This window comes from Halorubrum sp. SD690R (genome assembly GCF_005435035.1).
GTDB lineage: Archaea > Halobacteriota > Halobacteria > Halobacteriales > Haloferacaceae > Halorubrum > Halorubrum ezzemoulense.
Genome location: NZ_SGTV01000019.1, coordinates 1 through 18,426, shown reverse-complemented (window position 1 = coordinate 18,426; position 18,426 = coordinate 1). Strand labels below are relative to the sequence as shown.

At 67.6% G+C, this 18,426-nt stretch carries 18 protein-coding genes; 11 read left to right on the top strand and 7 right to left on the bottom strand.

Features of this window, described 5'->3' with window-relative positions:
* Positions 1-82 precede the first annotated feature (82 nt).
* From dnaK to EXE41_RS12210, 4 genes are all read left to right on the top strand, one after another.
* Entirely contained in the window at positions 83-2,011 is a 1,929-nt protein-coding gene (gene dnaK, locus EXE41_RS12225; protein WP_199240881.1) for a molecular chaperone DnaK, read from the top strand.
* 82 nt (positions 2,012-2,093) lie between these two features.
* Positions 2,094-3,269, top strand: coding sequence for a molecular chaperone DnaJ (dnaJ, locus tag EXE41_RS12220; RefSeq protein WP_137691163.1), 1,176 nt, complete (start codon positions 2,094-2,096; stop codon positions 3,267-3,269).
* A gap of 97 nt (positions 3,270-3,366) precedes the next feature.
* Positions 3,367-3,687, top strand: a complete 321-nt coding sequence (locus EXE41_RS12215) for a cupin domain-containing protein (RefSeq protein WP_137691162.1) — start codon at positions 3,367-3,369, stop codon at positions 3,685-3,687.
* An 85-nt stretch (positions 3,688-3,772) separates the two neighbouring features.
* The gene (locus EXE41_RS12210; RefSeq protein ID WP_137691161.1) at positions 3,773-4,525 is read left to right on the top strand and encodes a hypothetical protein; all 753 of its coding nucleotides are present in this window, start codon (positions 3,773-3,775) and stop codon (positions 4,523-4,525) included.
* A gap of 27 nt (positions 4,526-4,552) precedes the next feature.
* Here EXE41_RS12210 and EXE41_RS12205 read toward each other — a convergent pair whose 3' ends face one another.
* The 6 genes from EXE41_RS12205 to aglJ form a co-directional block, all read right to left on the bottom strand.
* Positions 4,553-5,887 (bottom strand): ABC transporter ATP-binding protein, encoded by a 1,335-nt coding sequence (locus tag EXE41_RS12205; RefSeq protein WP_137691160.1) that lies wholly within the window; start codon positions 5,885-5,887, stop codon positions 4,553-4,555.
* Positions 5,880-6,938, bottom strand: a complete 1,059-nt coding sequence (locus EXE41_RS12200; RefSeq protein ID WP_137691159.1) for an ABC transporter ATP-binding protein — start codon at positions 6,936-6,938, stop codon at positions 5,880-5,882. The genes EXE41_RS12205 and EXE41_RS12200 overlap by 8 nt, the downstream gene beginning before the upstream one ends.
* Entirely contained in the window at positions 6,938-8,122 is a 1,185-nt protein-coding gene (locus tag EXE41_RS12195; protein WP_137691158.1) for an ABC transporter permease, read from the bottom strand. Before EXE41_RS12195 ends, EXE41_RS12200 begins: the two co-directional genes overlap by 1 nt.
* A 14-nt stretch (positions 8,123-8,136) precedes the next feature.
* Positions 8,137-9,111: an ABC transporter permease gene (locus EXE41_RS12190; RefSeq protein ID WP_049931266.1), complete on the bottom strand. Its 975-nt coding sequence runs from the start codon at positions 9,109-9,111 to the stop codon at positions 8,137-8,139.
* A 42-nt stretch (positions 9,112-9,153) separates the two neighbouring features.
* Entirely contained in the window at positions 9,154-11,034 is a 1,881-nt protein-coding gene (locus EXE41_RS12185; RefSeq protein WP_137691157.1) for an ABC transporter substrate-binding protein, read from the bottom strand.
* A 340-nt stretch (positions 11,035-11,374) separates the two neighbouring features.
* A complete protein-coding gene (aglJ, locus tag EXE41_RS12180) occupies positions 11,375-12,382 on the bottom strand; it encodes an S-layer glycoprotein N-glycosyltransferase AglJ (protein ID WP_086215863.1) in 1,008 nt (335 codons plus the stop codon).
* Between the two features lie 148 nt (positions 12,383-12,530).
* Between aglJ and EXE41_RS12175 the strand changes: the two genes are divergently transcribed.
* Positions 12,531-12,911, top strand: coding sequence for a hypothetical protein (locus EXE41_RS12175; protein WP_137691156.1), 381 nt, complete (start codon positions 12,531-12,533; stop codon positions 12,909-12,911).
* A gap of 54 nt (positions 12,912-12,965) precedes the next feature.
* Here EXE41_RS12175 and EXE41_RS12170 read toward each other — a convergent pair whose 3' ends face one another.
* On the bottom strand, positions 12,966-13,325 hold the full coding sequence (locus tag EXE41_RS12170; RefSeq protein WP_137691155.1) for a response regulator: 360 nt from the start codon (positions 13,323-13,325) through the stop codon (positions 12,966-12,968).
* A gap of 176 nt (positions 13,326-13,501) precedes the next feature.
* Here EXE41_RS12170 and EXE41_RS12165 point away from each other — a divergent pair, with 176 nt between their 5' ends.
* The 6 genes from EXE41_RS12165 to EXE41_RS12140 all read left to right on the top strand — a co-directional run bounded on the left by EXE41_RS12165 (position 13,502) and on the right by EXE41_RS12140 (position 18,132).
* On the top strand, positions 13,502-14,533 hold the full coding sequence (locus EXE41_RS12165; protein WP_049931258.1) for a phosphate uptake regulator PhoU: 1,032 nt from the start codon (positions 13,502-13,504) through the stop codon (positions 14,531-14,533).
* Between the two features lie 100 nt (positions 14,534-14,633).
* Positions 14,634-14,816, top strand: a complete 183-nt coding sequence (locus tag EXE41_RS12160; protein ID WP_049931257.1) for a hypothetical protein — start codon at positions 14,634-14,636, stop codon at positions 14,814-14,816.
* Between the two features lie 80 nt (positions 14,817-14,896).
* Positions 14,897-15,124, top strand: a complete 228-nt coding sequence (locus EXE41_RS12155) for a hypothetical protein (protein WP_004598402.1) — start codon at positions 14,897-14,899, stop codon at positions 15,122-15,124.
* Between the two features lie 96 nt (positions 15,125-15,220).
* Positions 15,221-15,652 carry a CoxG family protein gene (locus EXE41_RS12150; protein ID WP_049931256.1) on the top strand — a complete coding sequence of 144 codons (432 nt, stop codon included), beginning with the start codon at positions 15,221-15,223 and terminating at the stop codon, positions 15,650-15,652.
* Positions 15,649-16,455, top strand: coding sequence for a carbon-nitrogen family hydrolase (locus EXE41_RS12145; RefSeq protein ID WP_086215865.1), 807 nt, complete (start codon positions 15,649-15,651; stop codon positions 16,453-16,455). The genes EXE41_RS12150 and EXE41_RS12145 overlap by 4 nt, the downstream gene beginning before the upstream one ends.
* 636 nt (positions 16,456-17,091) lie before the next feature.
* Entirely contained in the window at positions 17,092-18,132 is a 1,041-nt protein-coding gene (locus tag EXE41_RS12140; protein WP_086215866.1) for a presenilin family intramembrane aspartyl protease PSH, read from the top strand.
* Positions 18,133-18,426 lie beyond the last annotated feature (294 nt).

Below are 18,426 nucleotides of genomic sequence, written 5' to 3'. Positions count from 1 at the left end.
CGACGGCGGCGGCTTTCTTCTCCCGGGGAGATCGCGGCGTCTAGTAACCTTTAACCGAAACAAGCCGCTATCTGTGACCAAGATGGCGAGCAACAAAATTCTCGGTATCGACCTCGGTACCACCAACTCCGCGTTCGCGGTGATGGAGGGCGACGAGCCCGAGATCATCGCCAACGCCGAGGGCGACCGGACGACGCCCTCGGTCGTCGCATTCGCCGACGACGACGAGCGCCTCGTCGGCAAGCCGGCGAAGAACCAGGCCGTCCAGAACCCCGACCGCACGATCCAGTCGATCAAGCGGCACATGGGCGACGGCGACTACACCGTCGAGATCGGCGACGAGGAGTACACGCCGGAGCAGGTCTCGGCGATGATCCTCCAGAAGATCAAACGCGACGCCGAGGAGTACCTCGGCGACGACGTCGAGAAGGCGGTCATCACCGTCCCCGCGTACTTCAACGACAAGCAGCGGCAGGCGACGAAGGACGCCGGCGAGATCGCCGGCTTCGACGTCGAGCGCATCGTCAACGAGCCGACGGCCGCCTCCATGGCGTACGGGCTCGACGACGAGTCCGACCAGACCGTCCTCGTGTACGACCTCGGCGGCGGCACGTTCGACGTGTCGGTCCTCGACCTCGGCGGCGGCGTCTACGAGGTCGTCGCCACGAACGGGGACAACGACCTCGGCGGCGACGACTGGGACGAGGCGCTCATCGACCACCTCGCCGACGAGTTCCAGAACAACCACGGGATCGACCTCCGCGACGACCGGCAGGCGCTCCAGCGCCTGAAGGACGCCGCCGAGGAGGCGAAGATCGAGCTGTCGAACAAGAAGGAGACCACGGTCAACCTCCCGTTCATCACCGCGACCGACAGCGGGCCGGTCCACCTCGAACAGTCCGTCACCCGCGCGACGTTCGAGAGCCTCACCGCGGACCTCATCGACCGTACCGTCGAGCCGACCGAGCAGGCGCTCGCCGACGCCGACTACTCGAAGTCGGACATCGACGAGGTCATCCTCGTCGGCGGCTCGACACGGATGCCGCAGGTCCAGGAGAAGGTCGAAGAGCTCGTCGGCCAGGAGCCGAAAAAGAACGTCAACCCCGACGAGGCGGTCGCGCTCGGTGCGGCGGTCCAGGGCGGCGTGCTCTCCGGCGACGTCGACGACATCGTCCTCCTCGACGTGACTCCGCTCTCGCTCGGTATCGAGGTGAAGGGCGGCCTCTTCGAGCGGCTCATCGAGAAGAACACCACGATCCCGACCGAGGAGTCGAAGGTGTTCACCACGGCCGCGGACAACCAGACCTCCGTCAACGTCCGCGTCTTCCAGGGCGAACGCGAGATCGCCGAGGAGAACGAGCTGCTCGGCGCGTTCCAGCTCTCCGGCATCCCGCCGGCGCCGGCCGGAACCCCGCAGATCGAGGTCTCGTTCAACATCGACGAGAACGGGATCGTCAACGTGGAAGCAGAGGATCAGGGCTCCGGTAACGCCGAGTCGATCACCATCGAGGGCGGCGTCGGCCTCTCTGACGAGGAGATCGAGGAGATGCAAGAGGAGGCCGAGAAGCACGCCGAGGAGGACGAGGCTCGCCGCGAGCGGATCGAGGCCCGCAACGAGGCCGAGACGACGATCCAGCGCGCCGAGACCCTCCTCGAAGAGAACGAGGAGGAGCTCGACGACGACGAGCTCGTCGCCGACATCGAGGCGGCCATCGAGGACGTCGAGGACGTGCTCGAAGACGAGGACGCCGAGACCGACGAGATCGAGTCCGTGACCGAGGCGCTCACCGAGGAGCTCCAGGAGATCGGCAAGCAGATGTACGAGGGACAGGCCGCGCAGACCGGTCCGGGCGGCGCGGGCGGCGCCGGTCCCGGCGGGATGGGCGGCGCTGGCGGTCCGGGCGGTCCGGGCGGTGCGGCGGGCCCCGGCGGTGCCGGTCCCGGCGGCGACGCGGACGACGAGGAGTACGTCGACGCCGACTTCGAGGACGTAGACGACGACGAGGAGTAACGCCCTCTCACCCGACGCTCGACGCCTCGACCCCGCCGCTTAAATCGACCCGTCGATCAACACCAATTAACAAACGCAACGCATGACCGAAGATTTCTACGACGTCCTCGGCGTGTCGCGGGACGCCAGCGAGGAGGAGATCAAGAAGGCGTACCGCAAGCAGGCCGCCGAACACCACCCCGACGTCAGCGACGACGAGAACGCCGAGGAGCGGTTCAAGAAGATCCAGAAGGCCAAGGAGGTGCTCACCGACGAGCAGAAGCGCCAGCAGTACGACCAGATGGGCCACGATCGGTTCACCCAAGCCGACAAGCGCGGCGCGACCGGCGGCGGTGCCGGTCCGGGCGGCGCCGGCGATCCCTTCGGCGGGGCCGGCGGCGCTGGCGGCGCCGGCGGGTTCGAGGACATCTTCAACCAGTTCTTCGGTGGCGGCGGTCGCGGCCGCGGCGGCGGCGGCGGTGGCGGCGGCAACCGCCCGCGGCAGGGGCGCGACCTCAAGACCGGACTGACGATCGACCTCGAAGAGGCGTTCAACGGGGCGACCAAGGAGGTCACGCTCACGCGACCGACCGAGTGCGACACCTGCGGCGGCGCGGGGCATCCCCCGGACGCCGACGTGGAGACCTGCCCGCAGTGTAACGGCCGCGGGCAGGTCCAGCAGGTCCAGCAGACGCCGCTCGGGCGCGTCCAGCAGACGTCGACGTGTCCCCGCTGCGAGGGCGAGGGCGAGCTGTACAGTGAGGACTGCGCCGACTGCGGCGGCGACGGCGTCGTCCGCGAGGAGGCGACGCTGTCGGTCGAGATCCCGGCCGGGATTCGCTCCGGGCAGAGCCTCCGGATGGAGCGCGAGGGCGCGCCCGGGGAGAACGGTGGCCCGAGAGGCGACTTGCTCATCGAGGTCGATGTCGACGTCGGCGACCGGTTCGAGCGCGACGGCGACGACCTCCGCGTCAACGAGGCGATATCCTTCCCGCAGGCCGTCTTCGGCGACACCGTCGAGGTGGAGACGGTCGACGGAACGGTCGAGATGGATGTCCCCGCGGGGACCCAGAGCGGCGAGACCTTCCGGCTTCAGGGCAAAGGGATGCCCCGCCTCCGTCGTCGCGGTCGCGGCGACCTCTACGTCCAGGTCGCCGTCGTCGTGCCCGAGTCGCTCAACGACGAGCAGCGCGAGGCGCTGGAGGCGTTCGCGGAGGCCGGCGGCGAGGACATCGACGTCGGCGGCGGCTTCTTCGAGAAGCTGAAAAGCTCCTTCTGAGTGGCGTTCGCGGCGCCGCGCCTCTTCCCTCGCGGCCCGTAGCTTTTCGTCCCTCGCGGCCCGTAGCTTTTCCGTCCCTCGCGGCGACGGTCAGCGCATGGGCTACGACACGACGACCTACGACGACGTGGAACCGCGCGCGCCCGGGATGTTCTTCCTACGAGAGGCGCTCGACTGCGAGCGGCTCGGCGTGACCGTCGTCGAGGCCGACGACGGCTGGGAGGGGGTGGAACACGACCACGGCGACGCCGACCACGAGGAGGTGTACCTGCTGCTCCACGGCGAGGCGACGCTCACCGTCGACGGGGACGCCGTCGCCCTCGCGCCCGGCGACGCGGTCCGGGTCGACCCGGAGTCCACCCGCGACCTCGCCTTCTCGGCCGACGGCTCGAAGATGGTGATCGCCGGCGCGCCCTGACGCCGCCCCGACGCAGTCCGGTCGGGCCGCGGGGTCGCCTCCGGGACGCCGCAGCGTTAAGACGCGCGCGTTCCGAGAACCGAGTATGGAACTCGTCGGCGAACTCCTCGCGCGCGACCGACGCAGTCGCGACGTGGCGCTCGTGACGCCGGACGGCCGGGAACGGACCTCCCACGACCTGATCACGAACGGCTACAAGGCGGCGAACGTGCTCCGGTACCTCGGCGTCCGGACGGGCGCGACCGTGGCCGTCGAGCCGATTCCGGGATTCCACACGACGCTCGCGTTCCTCGGCGCGGCCGCCGTCGGGGCGCCGGTCCGGTTCGACCCGGCGGCGGGGATCGACGCCGGCGACCGCGTCGTCCTCGCACCGGTCGCGACCGCGGCCGCGCTCGATCCGGCGCCAGGAACGAACCTCGCCGCCTTCGGCGGCTCGCCCGAGCGTCCCGACACCACGCACTGGGAGCAGGAGCTGTGGAGCGAGAACCCCGGGATGCCGCCGAGCGACATCGCCCCCGACGACGCCGTCGTCCGCGGGGCGGACCTGTCGGTCAGCCACCGCGACCTCTGTTCGCGCGCCGCGGCCGCGGTCGAGGCCGCCGGGATCGGAGACGAGACGCGAGTCGTCCTCAGAGCACCCTTCTCCGGCCCCTCGGCGCTCGCCGCCGGCCTCGTCGCCCCGCTCTCCGCCGGCGGAACGGCGGTGCTCGCGGCGACGGGCGGCGGAGACGCGTCTGGCGACGAGTCTCGCGGCGACGTGGCGGTCGCTCCGGCGGGAAAACCAGTACCGGAGCCGCGGCGGATCGACCCGGCGTCGCTCGCGTCGACGACCGAGTGAGCGGTCCCGGCTCGGTCGCGGCCGGGATCAGTCGTCCGCGGGGCTCGGCTCCGCGGCCGCCTGACCCTCGTGTCGGAGACAGGCGGACTCGTGGTCCGGCGTGTGGACCGTCCGTTCCGGCTCGGTCTCGGCGCACGGCGTCGTGATCGCGTTTCGCAAGACCTCTCCCGCCCGCTCGTCGTTCCCGTCGATCAGGAGATCCAGTGCCTCCGAGAGGGTCCGTTCGAGGTCGGGGTCGTCGACGGTCTCCCCGATGTCGAACTCCCGGCGGATCTCCGCCTGGACCTCCGCGTCGGTCGGGTCGGAGCCGCCGGCGGCGATGTTCTCGCGGACCTGTTCAACGTCGACCTCGCCCGCGCTGACCTTGTCGCGGAAGTTCAACAGCCCGCGCCAGTCGGCCTGATCGACGTCGACGCCGTCCGGTTGGATCACCTTGTGACACCGGGTGTGGAACCGACACCCGCTCGGCGGGTTCGTCGGACTCGGCACGGTGCCCTTCAGCTCGATGCCGCCGACGCTCGCGCGCGGGTCCGGCGTCGGGATCGAGGACAGCAGCGCCTCGGTGTATGGGTGTTGCGGGTCGGTGAAGATCTCCTCCACCGGCCCGATCTCGACTATCTCGCCGAGGTACATCACGGCCACGCGGTCACAGATCTGGCGGATGACGGACATGTCGTGGCTGATGAACAGAAGCGACAGCCCGAACTCGTCTTGGAGGTCGTTGATCAGCGAGAGTATCTCCGCCTGGATGGAGACGTCGAGCGCGCTCACCGGCTCGTCGGCGATGATGAGGTCCGGGTTCAACACGAGCGCCCGGGCGAGCGCGATCCGCTGTTTCTGCCCGCCGGAGAACTCGTGCGGGTACCGGTCGAAGTCGCTCGCCGAGAGCCCGACGCGTTCGAGCAGGTCCTCGACGATGGCGCGACGCCGGTGGCGGTCGCTCATCCCGTGGACCTTGAGCAGCTCGCCGACGGCGTTCCCCACGGACACCCGCGGGTCGAAGCTCGACGACGGGTCTTGGAAGATCATCTGGGCGCCCCGCCGGAACGCCATCATCTCGTCGTCGTCGAACTGCGTCACGTCGTTGGGGTGGGTTCCGTCGGGGTCGCGCGTCGCGCCCCCGCGTCCGTTCCCGTTGAAGATGACCTCGCCCGAGGTCGGCTCCTCCAAGTGGATCACCGAACTCGCCGCGGTCGACTTCCCGCACCCGGACTCGCCGACGAGTCCGAGCGTTTCGCCCTCTTCGATGTCGAAGCTGATCCCGTCGACGGCGCGGGCGGCGCCGACCTTCCGGTTGAACAGCCCCTTCCGGATCGGGTAGTGTTTCTTCAGGTCGCGGACCGAGAGCAGCGGCTCAGTCATCGGCGGGACCCACCTCGCTGTCGCCGTCGGCCGCTCCGTCGCCCGGTCCGAGCCCGTCGCTCCTGACTACCGACGGGTTGCCGCCCGGCCCGTAGTGGACGCAGGAGACCTCCTGGCCCGGCGCCACCTCGACCTCGTCCGGCTGGTCGCCGGTGCGACACGCCTCCTCGGCGTACTCGCACCGTGGAGCGAACCGGCAGCCGTCCGGCGGGTCGTGCGGGTCCGGGAGCGTCCCCGGAATGCCGCCGCCGGATCCCCCGAACTCCGGCAAACACTCCAGCAGTTGCTGTGTGTACGGATGCCCGGGGTGATCGAAGATGTCGAGGACGCCGCCCCGCTCCATCACCTTCCCGGCGTACATCACGACGATCCGGTCGGCGATCTCCGCGACGACGCCGAGGTCGTGCGTGACGAACAGGATTCCCATCTCGAACTCCTTTTGGAGGTCGTCGAGGAGCCGCAGGATCTGCGCTTGGACGGTCACGTCGAGCGCGGTCGTGGGCTCGTCGGCGATGAGCAGGTCGGGGTCCCCGACGAGCGCCATCGCGATCATCACGCGCTGCTTCTGTCCGCCGGAGAACTCGTGCGGGTAGTCGTCGAACCGCGAGCTCGCGTTCGCGATCCCGACGCGGTCCATGAGGTCGACCGCCTTCGCGCGGGCCTCGTCGTCGGAGACGTCCTGGTGGATCTGGAGCGCCTCGGTGATCTGCCACCCGACCGTGTAGCAGTGGTTCATCGCCTCCTGCGGGTTCTGGAAGATGTGTGCGATCTCGTTGCCCCGGATGTTCTGAAGCTCCGATTCGGGGAGCGACAGCAGGTCGCGCCCGTCGTACCGGACGGTCCCCTCGATCTCTCCCGGCGGGGTGTTGATAATCCGCGTGATCGACTCCGTCGCGACCGTCTTTCCGGACCCCGACTCGCCGACGATACACACCGTTTCGCCGGTGTCGACGCTGAAGTCGATCCCGTCGACCGCGGTGAGCGTTCCGTTGTCGGTGCTGAACGTCGTCGTGAGGTTTTCGACCTTGAGTAGTGGCTGATCGTCGGCCATTATTCGTTCTCCGCCTCCGCTTCGGGGTTCAGCGCGTCCAACAGCGCGTCACCGAGGAAGTTGAACGCGAGGATGGTCAGGAACAGCACGATACCCGGCGCTAACACGATCCACGGGGCGAACGAGAGGTCGCTCCGCCCGGCGGAGATGAGCTGCCCCCACGAGGGCACCGTCGAGTCGCCGATCCCGAGGAACGCGAGCTGGGCCTCCGCGAGCAGGAAGCCGGGAATGAGCAGCGTGAGCTGGGTGATGATGCTGCTCGCCGCGTTCGGCACGACGTGTCCGCGGATCACCTGATACGTGCTCGCGCCGCTGATCCGGCTCGCCTTGATGAACTCCTCCTCGGAGATCGACAGCGACTTGCTCCGGATGTAGCGGGCGGTCCCGCCCCAGGCGAACAGCGAGAACACCACGATGAACATCCCCAGTCCGGCCCCGTAGATGTACAGGATGAGCAGGAACATCAGGAACGTCGGGAACGAGAGGATGATGTCGACGAACCGCATCATGATCTCGTCGACCCACCCGCCGGCGTACGCGCTGAGCGTCCCGAACGAGATCCCGATCGTGGCGACGATGGTCGTCGTGATGAAGGCGATCTGCATGCTGATCGTCATCCCGTAGACGATCATCGTGAACACGTCCTTCCCGCCCTGCGTGGTCCCGAGCGGGTGTTGCCAGGTGCCGTAGCACCGTCCGTTCATCACCTCGCCGACGCACGTCGCCGGTGTCGTGTCGACGACGGAGGTGAACACCGGCGGCTGGTAGGCGATGAACAGGTCCTGTTGCGGCGCGTTCATGACGAGCGGGCCGACGAGCCCGCCGACGAACACGATGCTGAGCCAGCCGAGGCTCACGACCGCGGGGCGGTTGCGCTTGAACTCCTTCCAGTAGTACCGCGTCATCCGCGGGTTCTGGTACAGCGGCAAGACGAGGTACCAGAACGCCAGGAACAGCGTGAAGATGAAGAAGAAGTCGAGGCTCTCCAAGTTCCGTTCGAGGCCGATGAACTCGAAGGTCGGGGTGCGCTGGCCGGTGAACCGCCAGTCGTACACGCCGAGCAGCGCGAGCGGCAGGGTCGTCAGCAGCATCCCGATCGAGTTGGTCGACAGATCGAACCGCCCCGACCGCGAGAGGTCGTTCCAGTCGACTTGATCGAACCGTTCGGAGTCTTCAGTTGCCATTGTTTTCGGTTATGTTACCTGTCATCGTAGCTGATCCGCGGGTCGAGCACGGTGAACACGATGTCCTCGAGGAGGTTCCCGATGACGGCGACGAAGGTGAAGAACAGCGTCGTCCCCAACACGAGGTTCGTGTCCTGCGCGAGCAGCGCTTCGTAAGTCAACCGTCCCAGTCCGGGGATACCGAACACGACCTCGACGAGGAGTGACGACCCGAGGAACAGCGCGAGGAGCTGTCCCACGAGCGTCGTCGAGAGCGGGACGAGGGTCGGTCGCATGACGTGATACGCGTACGCACGAAGCGGGGAGACCCCCTTCGCCTTTGCCGTCTTCATGAAGTCGGCGTTCTGGAACTCCGCGGACTCGTTCCGGGAGACGCGCATGACGGCGCCGATCGACCCGGTGACCAACACGAACACCGGGACCGACAGCTGGATCGCGTTCTCCACGCTGAACACCGGTGCGCTCGTGTTGTAGATCACCGGTATCACCTCCAGCCACACGCCGAAGATCAACAGGAGGATGATCCCGAAAAAGAAGTTCGGGATGGCGTAGCCGAAGAAGGCGAACCCGGTCGCCGCGTGGTCCTTCCAACTGTACATGTTCGCGGCGGAGTAGACGCCGACGAGCGGCCCCAAGGTGATCGTGAGGATGGTCCACGGAATCGAGTACTGCGCGGTGTAGTACAGCGCCTGCGTGACCGCCTCCATCACGGGCTGGCTCCGGCTCACGGACCAGCCCCAGTCGAGCGTGTACACGCTCCGGATGAAGTCGAAATACCGGACGTGAAGCGGCTGGTCGAGCCCGCGCAGCTCGCGTACCCGCTCGGCCGCCTCCGCCGGATCGCCGCCTTGAAGCGCCGCCTGCGTCGCTGCCCGCTGGACGGCCGGGTTCGGCGCGGCCGAGAGCAGCAGGAACGTGATCGTGACGATAATGAGCGATACGACTGCTGCCCAGAGAACCCGAGCGGTGACGTACCTTCCAAATCCCATGTGATGTGTAAGTCGGTAGGGTGAGAACGGGGTGGCTCGCTCTTACTCGTCCGTCGACGGGTAGAACTCGGACCAGCGGGGCTGCCAGGTGAAGTGGGAGGAGGCGAGTCCGCGGTAGACCCCTTGGATCAGCTCCTCTTTGCCGATCGCCGCCGCCATCGCCTGGCGGAACGGAACGAGCTGGAACATGTTGCCCGGACCGGTGTTCCACCCGTTCGCGCGCTGGTTCACGGAGATGATCGTGTTGTACGGCGTGGGGACCTGCCGGACGGTCACGTTATCGTCTTCGCTGTACGACTCGTACTGCTCCGGCGGAATCGCCGCCGCGTCCGCCTCGCCCGTCTCGAGCGCACCGAGACGCGACGCCTGCTCTTGAACGACGCTGATCGACGCCTCCTCGAAGAGCGGCCCTTCGGAGAACAGGTCCGGCCCCTCGTCGATGTCCCGGAGGTAGTACTCGTCGTTCCGGACGTACTCGGTACCCGAGCCGCGGTTCCACTCTTCGAGCTCGAACGGCCCGAGGTTCCCCGAGAACTGGAGTTCGAGGAGCTCCTCGTCCTGCTGGAGCCCCTCCACGTCCTCCTCCTCGACGTACGGTTCGAGGAGGGCACGCGGAATCGGGTAGAGGTACGGGTCGTACGTCTGGGGCCACAGCACGTTCGACGTTTCCAGCGTCGCCTCGAACTCGAGTTCCCCGGTCTGCTCGACTTCGACGCCCTCCCAGCTGTCCGAGTCGGCGGTGTTCGCCCAATCGGCCTGTTGGACCTCCTGGATCTGATAGACGAAGTCCTCGGCGGTGACCTGCCCGTACGGCTCGCTGAACTGGAGGTTATCACGGAGTTCGAACGTCCACACCTCGCCGTCCTCCGTGGACATGTCGTACAAAAGCGGGAAGTACTCCTGGTTCTCGTCGAACGTGTAGCCGGGATCGATCGCGCGCTCGATGGCCGTTCCGGCCCCGGACTCGTTATTGTACAGCGGGTTCAGCGTGTTGAAACTGGCTCCCGTGACCGTGTCGTACGAGCCCGACACGCTGGGGTCGTCGATGTGCCACGCCGGGAGGTCCCAGCCGTTCGAGAAGTTCTCGATCGGACCGGTGAGGTCGGGGTTGTACCCGATGATATCGTCGCCCAGAGTGAGCATGATGTAGGGCTGTTCGCGCGCGAGGTTCGCGAAGATGTCAACGAACGCCTGCCGGATCTCGTCCCGACTCGTCGCCTGCCTCGCCTGCTCGAACAGGGACTCGACGTCGAACTGCGGGTAGTAGCCGACCGGGTTGAAGTTCGCGTTCGCCCCGTCGAAGAACGTCTGGTTCGTGAGGGGGTTGAGCGGGTACGTGTTCAGCCCGAAGTTGACCGACATATCCCACGCCTCGTTGCTCGTGACGGAGCGCGGCCCCGGGTTCCGCGGTCCGGGGTTCGACCACTCCACCTCTTCGCCGTTAACCGTATCCGTCCCGCCTTCGGGGTCCCCCGAGTAGTACTCGTTACTGAACCGAGTCCCGTCGATCGCTTCGGGAGTGACGCTGATACCGAGGTTGTTCTCGAGTTCCTGTGCGATGAACTCCGCGAGGAGCTGGTTGGTCTCGGAGGCGGCGCTGTGATAGATGTCGATCTCGACCTGGTCTCCTTCGGGGTTGACCATGACGTCCCCGTCGAAGCCGTAGTCGTATTCCGACTCCTCGAACGCCTCCCGTGCCAGGTTGCGAGTGACCTCCGATCCGTAGAGGTCACCGACCCCGAACCGGGGGAAATCAGGAACCTCGACTTCGCCGCCCCCGCCGCCAGAGCCGTCCGACCCGTCACCGCCGTTTCCGGAACAGCCGGCGAGCGTTACGGCGCCGGCGAGGCCGAGCGCGGAGAGCCATTGTCGCCGGCCGATATGCCGGGAATCATCACGATTCTCAATGTTTCGCCGTGGCATACCAAGTAGTAAGATTGTGTGTATAAAAAACTTCAGACTTATGGATAGTTGTTAGGGACGATCATCTTACATCCGTGTTAGTGATCGCCGGTCTTAGGGACGTATTCATGATTAGAACGCACATTTTACCGGAAATATAGTTTTCTGTCCCTCTCCGAAACGAAACGTAGACAGCGTCTCTCCCGTCATCGCGGCGTGCGAGTCGGCTTCGGTCGTCTGCCCTCGCGAGGCGGATCGTCGTCCGCCGCTCTCCGGTTCGGTGTTCGTCGGTCGTCCTCGCCTTCCCCGGCTTAACCGTCGCGTCGGTCTCGCTCGCCGACCGCGTCAGGCTCCCGCCGGGTCACCGCTCCGGTTCTCTCGCTTCGGGAGTTTCGTCCGGTCTGGAGGCCTCCCCGCCGTCGCCGGCCGCCGCAGAGCCCCCTGTCGCTCCGCCGCCGACGGCCTGATCGTAGCGTGCGATCTGCTCGCGGTGGAGGGTGTGGATCATGTCGGCGAGGAAGCCGAACACGAGCAGCTGGATCCCGAGGATCGTCGCGCCGACCGCGCCGACGGCGACCACCTCGTGACTGATCCCGAACGCGAGGTACCGGTACAGCACGAACGACGCCATCGCGATTCCCGCTGCGGTCGACGCCACGCCGACGCTCCCGAAGTAGAACAGCGGGTTGTTCGTCTTCGCCTTCCGGTACAGCTCTAGGAAGATCACCCCACCGTCCCGGACAGGGTGGAGGTTCGTCGCGGAGCCGCCGGGCCGCTCTCGGTACGTGATCGGGACCACGGCGACCGGGACGCGGTTCTTCACGCACTCGACGGCCATCTCGGTCTCGATACCGAACCCGTCCGCGGTGAGGTGGAGCCGCAGGAACGACTCGCGGGTGAACGCGCGGTACCCCGAGAGGATATCGCCGTAGTCCTCGCGGTGGATCGCCCGGAACGCGAGGTTGATTAGGCGGTTGCCGACCCGGTTCAGGCGCGTCATCGCACCCGGGCGCATGTCCGCGAAGCGATCCCCGACGACGTGTTCGGCCTCGCCGTCGAAGAGCGGGTCGAGCATCGCCGCCGCGTCGTCCGCGTCGTACGTGGCGTCGGCGTCCGCCATCAGCACGTACGGGGCCTCGACGTGGTCGCGGACCGCCTCCCTGACCGCCTGCCCCTTCCCGCGGCCGGACTGTTCGACGACGCGCGCGCCGGAATCGCAGGCGATCGACTGCGTGTCGTCCGTCGAGCCGCCGTCGATAACCAAGACGTTCTCGAATCCGGCGTCCCGGAAGTCCGCGACGACGCGTGCGACCGTCTCGGCCTCGTTCATCGTCGGCAACAGGACGCAGACGCCGTCGTGATCGGTCATCAGACGAGCGATCACGGGGGAGTCGCTAAACTCTGTCCCTCCTCGCCGCCGCGACGGTCCCCTCCGGGCGTCGTCGCCTTCGCCGGCGCCGCGTCCGTGGGTGCCGCGACCACCCACACTCATGTATGTGAACACTGATCATGTGTGTATGTCTCAGCCCTCGGACGCACGCGTCGACGAACTGCTCAGCGCCGCTCGCACGGCGACGGGCGACGAACTGCGGAGCCTCACTTACTTCACGCACGACGACATCGACCAGCTGTACCTCCGCAGCGACCTGAGCCAGACCGCCGATCTCGTCGGCTTCGCCGAGAACGAGCGACAGGGGTTCCACGCGCAGTCGATGTACGCGGACACCCAACTCGGCGACTACCGGTTCACGGTTCGCGTGTTCGTGAACGGCTACCTAACGCGCGTGATCGCGAACGACCACGGCGTCTGGGCGACCACCGACTCGATGGAGATAGACCGGTTCGAGGAACTCGCGAGCGCGCTCGCAGCGATCCTCCGCTCGTTCGACCCCGTCTGACCGTCCCCGCGGGAGCACACTTCTCCTCGTCGAGACTCGACTCCGAAAGGGCGTTTACCCGAGGTGGCTCTCGAACTCGCCGACCAGTTCCACAGCGTCGACCGGCTTCGTCACGTAGCCGTCGGCGCCCGCCTTCACCGCCTCCATCATCTTCTCCTGTTGGTCGACGCTCGTACACATCACGATCACCGCGTCGGGCCACCGGTCTTTGATCGCCGCGGTCGCCTCGATCCCGGTCATCTCCGGCATCACGACGTCCATGGACACCGCGTCCGGCTCGTACGCCTCGAACAGCTCGACCGCCTCAGCGCCGTTTTCCGCCTCGTCGACGACCTCGAACCGGTCTTCCAGCGCGTCGCGGACGACGGTCCGCTGGAAGGAGGAGTCGTCGACGACGAGTACCCGCTCGGTCATACCATCTCTCCCTTCCTGACCGACATAAACGCGCGGATCGAACGCGCTGTTGCGCGGCCGACGGACGCGGTCGACATCCGTCGGCCTTCGGCCCGGCTCGATCACCTTGTATATTCGATGCTGCGTATAATGAACATGGGAACAAGGTTAAGGTCTATCCCGCGATACGGTGGCGTATGGAAACGCGGAAGGTCCAACGGTTGGGGCCGTCGACGCTGGCGATGACCCTTCCGGCCGAGTGGGCGCAGGAACACGGCGTGAACAAAGGCGACGAGGTGTCGCTCCGAATGGGTGGGAAGGGGACCCTCACGGTGCTTCCCGAGTCTGTGAGCTCCGAGGAGTCCGAGGCGGTGATCAACGCCGACGCGCTCGACGCGCGCTCGCTCGAACGCGCGATCGTCGCGCAGTACGTACTGGGGCGGCGCGTGATCCACGTCCGCAGCGAGGGCGCGCTCGACAGCGAACACATCAACGCCGTCTACAAGGCGGAGACCCAGCTGATGGGGCTCGGCGTCATCGAGGAGACGCCCGAGGACATCTCGATCCGCTGCTCCGTCGACCCCGAGGACTTCACCCTCGACAACCTCCTCGAACGGCTGGAGAACACCGGCTCCACCATGCGCGGCGAGGGCGTGAAGGCGCTCGCGCACGGCAACCCCGACCTCGCGCAGCGCGCGCTCAACCGCGAGCGGCAGGCGAACAAGATCTTCGTCCTCCTGTTGCGGCTCATCTTCACCGCCTACCAGAACCCGAACCTCGCGCGCGCCGTGGGCTTGGAAGAGGGGTTCCCGCTCATCGGCTACCGCTCCGTCGCGAAGAACCTCGAACTCACCGCCGACAACGCGGAGGACATCGCCGAGATCGTGATGGAGGCCGACGGGCACACCCTCGACGTCGACAGCGCGACGATGCGGCAGATCCGCGAGTTCACCGATCAGGTGGACGAGCTGACCGCGCTCGCGGTCCGCGCCGTCGTCGAGCGCGACTACGACCTCACCGTCGAGTGCCGCGACCTGTTCTCGCGGCTGGAGGACCGCGAACAAGAGATCCTCGACGAGCTGCCGAACGACCTGGACAACGAGACGCTGCTCATGACCCGCGAGGTGCTCGTCAGTCTCCAGCACACCGCCGAGTACGCCATGCGGAACGCCGAGATCGCCGCGAATCTCGCCCTCAACGAGGCGTCCGAACACGTCGAGATCATCTGAGGCGGGCGTGGCGCCCGCGTCACGGCTGCCTCCGGTGACTACCAGCCGTCGGCGTCACGCGGTTCGTATGAACTAAGTGGCCCCCCGCGAAGCGGTTCGTATGAGCGAGGCTTCCATCGAATCGGACAAAGAGGTCGGCGTCGCGCTCGCGCTCGGCGCCGTCGCGGCCGTCAGCGCCGTGGTGATGCTAGCGTACCCGGGGCAGCTCGGGAAAGCGTGGGGGTTCGCGGGCGCGTTCGTCTTCGCGACGCTCGCCGTCGGCGCGGTTCAGTTGTTCAGCTGACCGGGCGCTCCCCGCCGTCGACCGGCCGTCCGGTTCCAGAACGAGAAACCGTTAATAGCGTCAGACGCGTAGACGGGACAATGAGCGAGTACACTGAGGAGGAACAGCGGATCCTCGCGTACCTCACGGACAGCGTCACCCGTGGTGAGCGGTACGTTCGCTCGAAGACGATCGCCGACGCGATCGGACTCACCGCGAAACAGGTCGGTTCGCGGCTTCCCCGCCTCGCCGAGAAGTCGGACGACGTCGATATCGAGAAGTGGGGTCGCGCCAAGTCGACGACCTGGCGCGTGACGCCCGACGGGTGAGGCTCGCGCCGGCGATCCCCCGGCGCCCCGCCCCGTCCTTCGCGGTCGACTCCGTCGACGCGCAATTTTAACACCCGTAGCCCTAAACGGAGACGTATGACCGTTCGAGTCTCCCGGACGTTCGAGTTCGACGCGCCGCCAGCCGACGTGTGGGCGTTCATCTCGGACGCGGAGCAGCGCGCGGGCGCCATCAGCGTGGTCGACTCCTTCGAAGTTCACGACGACCGAACCGCGACCTGGCACGTCGCGCTCCCGATACCGATGATCCGCTCGACGATCGACGTCGAGACGGAGGAGGTCGCGCGCGACCCGCCGAACCGAGTGAAGTTCGTCGGGAAGTCGCGGGCGTTCCGCGTGACCGGAGAACACGAGATCACCGAGACCGACGACGGCGGCTGTCGGCTCGCCAACGAGTTCGTCGTCGACGGGAGCCTCCCGGGCGTCGAGTCCTTCTTCAAGCGCAACTTCGACGCCGAACTGGACAACTTGGAGGACGCGCTCCGGGCCTCGCTCGCCTCGCCGGCATGAGGCTCGCCGGCGTCCAGCTGGCGGTCGAGGGCGGCGACGTCGAGGCGAACGTCGCGCGGGCGCTCGACCGCATCCGGGGGGCCGCCGCCGAGGGCGCGGACCTCGTTGTCCTCCCCGAGCTGTTCGACGTCGGGTACTTCGCGTTCGACTCGTACGGCCGCGCCGCGGAGAGCCTCGCCGGCGACCGCCTCGCCCGGTTCGCGGCCGCGGCCGACGCGAACGACGTGGCCGTGCTCGCCGGCACGGTCGTCGAGGACCTGTCGGCGTCGGCCGCGGACGGGTTGGCGGTCCCGGCCGAGTCCGGGCTCGCGAACGCCGCGGTGCTTTTCGACGCCGACGGCGAGCGCCGGCTCGTCTACCGGAAGCGGCATCTGTTCGGCTACGGCTCCGAGGAGACGGACCGGATGGTGCCCGGCGAGCGGACGCCGGTGGTCGACCTCGCGGGCGTCACGGTCGGGGTGACGACCTGCTACGACCTCCGATTCCCGGAGCAGTTCCGCGCGATGGCCGATCGGGGCGTCGAGTGCGTGCTGGTCCCGAGCGCGTGGCCGTATCCGCGGATCGAGCACTGGCGGACGCTCGGACGGGCGCGGGCCATCGAGAACCTGACGTACGTCGCCGCGGTCAACGGGAGCGGTCGGTTCGGCGACGACGAACTCTGCGGGCGGAGCGCGGTGTACGACCCGTGGGGGACCGCGCTCGCGTCGGTCGGCGACGAACCGGGCGTCGTCACCGCCGCCGTGGACCCCGAGCGGGTCGCGACGGTCCGCGAGGAGTTCCCCGCGCTCCGCGACCGTCGCTGAGCCGGCTCGCGGCGCGTCGTCTCCCGCGACGAACGCCCCCTCGACCGGATCCGGATCTCACACATTTATACGCGTGAGGCACATACCCTATTTTGCCGAAGACCGACGCTTTTCTCGTTGGAATTCGGCGTTAATCGATCCGCGCGCCCGTCCCGACCGCTCGGGCGGCGACGCCGACGACAGCCCGGGGGTCCGCTGTCCGGCCGCCGCCCGCCGCCTCTCGCCGCCGCCTCGCCTTTCGCCCATCACTCCTCGACTCCTCCCCTTTCGCCCACCGCTCCTCGACTCATCTCCTTCCGTCATCTCCAAGCCGTGAGCCTCCGCCACGGCTCATGGTCCGGTCCGCCAATGAAAATATCCGTGCTGATAACTCGGGCGATACGTTCTTACGTCGCTCGGCTGAGTAGGTAAATGCCGCGGACGAATCCGGCCGGCCCCATCCCGTTTCGGGCGGGCCGGCCGGCCACTCGCTTCCACCGTCCGTCGTCCGTCGGCTTGGGTTCGGGTCCACCCGCTCCCACACCGAGCCCGAACCCGTTTCTGTGCGCCGCCGATTCCTCGATAGCGGTCGGTACCGTCGGCGCCCGCGGCCCGAAGCGCAAGGACGAAACCCTCGGCCGACGAACCGACGGTCGAATGTTCCCCCGCGAGTACCGCGGCGTCGCCTTCGTGGTCGGGCTGTTCCTGGTCGTTCAGGTGGGCGCGCTGGCGCTGGTCCCGGAGTTCGCCGCGAGCGGTTATCAGGCGGTCGAGAACCCCGACAACCCCGCGAACAGCGTGCTGTACGTCGTCGCCATCGTCGCGATGACCGGAGTGATGCTGGCGGCGTTCCGGTACGACTTCGACGGGGCGATCCGGCTGCTGATCGTCGGCGTCTCGGCGTGGCTCTCGTGGTACGTGTTCTCCGCGCTCGTTCCGCCGCTCGCGGCGGCCGTCCCCGCGGTCGCGGTCGCAGTCGGCCTGCTCGTCCACCCCGAGTGGTACGTGATCGACACCGCGGGGGTGTTGATGGGCGCGGGCGCCGCCGGGCTGTTCGGTATCTCCTTCGGCCTGTTGCCCGCGCTGATCCTCCTCGCCGTCCTCGCTGTCTACGACGCGGTCTCCGTCTACGGCACCGAACACATGCTGTCGCTCGCGGAGGGCGTGATGGACCTGAACATCCCGGTCGTGCTGGTGATCCCGCTGTCGGTGTCGTACTCCCTGCTCGACGGAGAGGCGGCCAGCGACGAGGCCGCGGAGGTCGGCGCGGACGAGGAGGTCGATGCGGACAGCGAAACCGACGCGGAAGCGGAAGGCGATGTAGACGCGGCGGCTGACACGAGCCCGGACGCCGACGCGGCAGGCGAGGTTCCGGACTCGCCCGAGCCGGGCGACCGCGACGCCTTCTTCATCGGTCTCGGCGACGCCGTCATCCCGACGGTGCTGATCGCCAGCGCGGCGACGTTCTCGCCGGCCGCGAACCTCGCCGTCCCCCTCCTCGGCGTCAACCTCCCCGCGCTGCTCGCGATGGTCGGGACCCTCGGCGGGCTGCTCGTCCTCATGCGGTGGGTGATTCGGGGGCGAGCGCACGCGGGGCTCCCGCTGTTGAACGGCGGCGCGATCGGTGGGTATCTGATCGGTTCGATCGCCGCCGGGGTCCCGCTCCTCGAGGCGCTGGGGCTCGCGACGTTCTTTTAAGTCGGCTCGGGTGTAGCGGTTCGTCCGTCCGCGTGAACGCCCGAAGCCTCGACTTCTCGGCCGTCTGTTGGCCTCGTCTATTAGCGCCTATCTGGGGTGACCACCGCCGGAGCCCCAGCCGCGGGGCGGGCAGACGCTCGCTGTCGTTCGAGACGCCGAAGGCGTCTCGTGACGACGAGAGAGCTTCGCTCTCTCGAACCACGCTCCTCGTCGCTCGCTTCACTCGCCCCTGCGGCGCTTGCGTCGCCTCTGCCCGCCCCACGGCTGGGGCTCCGGCGGTGGTCACCCCAGATA